The sequence below is a fragment of the Methylobacterium sp. 1973 genome (assembly GCF_040545035.1).
Taxonomy (GTDB): Bacteria; Pseudomonadota; Alphaproteobacteria; order Rhizobiales; family Beijerinckiaceae; genus Methylobacterium; species Methylobacterium fujisawaense.
Genome location: NZ_JBEPLA010000042.1, coordinates 1 through 1,511 on the forward strand (window position 1 = coordinate 1; position 1,511 = coordinate 1,511).

2 protein-coding genes are annotated in these 1,511 nt (G+C 59.6%); one reads left to right on the forward strand and one right to left on the reverse strand.

The window, feature by feature from the left end; all coding sequences use genetic code 11:
- Positions 1–575 precede the first annotated feature (575 nt).
- The gene (locus ABIC70_RS28355) at positions 576–857 is read right to left on the reverse strand and encodes a hypothetical protein (protein WP_354442437.1); all 282 of its coding nucleotides are present in this window, start codon (positions 855–857) and stop codon (positions 576–578) included.
- Positions 858–1,261: 404 nt separating this feature from the next.
- Between ABIC70_RS28355 and ABIC70_RS28360 the strand changes: the two genes are divergently transcribed.
- The coding region (locus tag ABIC70_RS28360; RefSeq protein ID WP_354442439.1) for a hypothetical protein at positions 1,262–1,511 on the forward strand (250 nt) is incomplete at its 3' end.

Below are 1,511 nucleotides of genomic sequence, written 5' to 3' on the forward strand. Positions count from 1 at the left end.
GGCTCACCCCGAACGCATTTGCAACCCGGTCCCAACAGGACCAGAACCAGAACGGACTCTGGTTATGAACGGGGGCAAACACGGGGCAAGGTCAAGTGCCATCGCGAGATTTCCTCGTTACAATAATTAACATTCAGCGCTAGGACGACTTGGGTTCGCCGGGTACGACCGAGGATATCGGCGTCCGACGCGATGCGAATGGGTCTACCTCGTCCACCCCGTCTGCCCCGTCATCGCCTGGCTTCGACGTGCCACCAGTGCCTATCGCCCAGGTGAAAAATCATCCGCGCGTCTGGCCGTCCTCAGCTCTCACAGCGGCGCTTCGCGCGCCCGAACCGGATCACAGCCGAGAGCTGCGGCCAGGCGAAGGGGTAGAAGAAGCGATGTTCTGGCCGGAGCGGCGTGGGTTGGCAGTGCCGTGCTTCGGGAGGCGTGACGGCGGCTGGATCTGGGCCTTGGTAGCTCTCGTGGGGGGCATCCAGCGCTAGGCCGATCCCGGCCTCGGTTTGCAGAACGCGCAGATGTCTCGAAGAACAAGAGGCCATTCAGGGGCGGCTGGCGCCGCCCCTGGGGGATCACCCGTGAGGAGGATGCCATTCGATGTGCGCGCCCGAGGGTACGACGGACGACGCCTGATCGGCCTCGGCCTGCGTCAGCTCGGCGATCATCCGCTCGATGGTCGGCGCGACCTGATCGGCGAACTTCGCCGGCACGTGCACGGTCCTCGACACCAGGCCGGCGTTCTTCCTCTTCTCCGCGGTTCGCCTCGCCTTCTCGTTCAGCTGTTGCAGGCGACGGGCATGCTTGGCCGCAAACTCGCGCACTTGGGCGTCGGACATGCCGGTAAGATCATCCATGAGCGATTCTCCATATTAGGTGTAGGACGGAAGATTATCGCGCCTCATAGGATGACAACAAGCCGATGTGACCGACAATAATGCGGCCGGCTGCGATTCATTTCTTGAGTGTAAGCAATATCGGCGATTCGTTGCTATGCGAGGGCGTGGTTAGACCTACACGTTGCGCTCGTCGTCGGCGGCATAGGTGCGCCATCATGGGGCCATGAAGGCGGCTCGCATGGCCGCTTAGTAAGTAACTATGGGCATAGTACAGTGATAGTCGATGCTTGCTCTAGGATCGTTCCGAGCATACTTTTGGGACAAAAGTATAGTGAGTACACAATTTCCAATTTTTGGACTTTACAGAACTAGATCTGGTCATATCTTATTCAGGAGAAGCAGCGCCCGCCCGGTCGATCATCATGTTCGCGGTTCTCCGCTTCCAGAAAATCAAAACCAAACAGGAGATTGCCGCGATGTACGTCCATTGGCGACGCGACAAGCACACCCCCAACGCCGACCCAGATCGCAAGATCGAGTTCCTTCTGGGGGCCTGCACCGCGGACGACGTGACCTGGGGTGTGAACCGAACCAAGGCGTTGCAGGGTTTGTCGTTTTGTGATTCCAGGCGGCCGTTTTGCGGCCTGGAGGTAGCGATGGCGGACCTGTTCT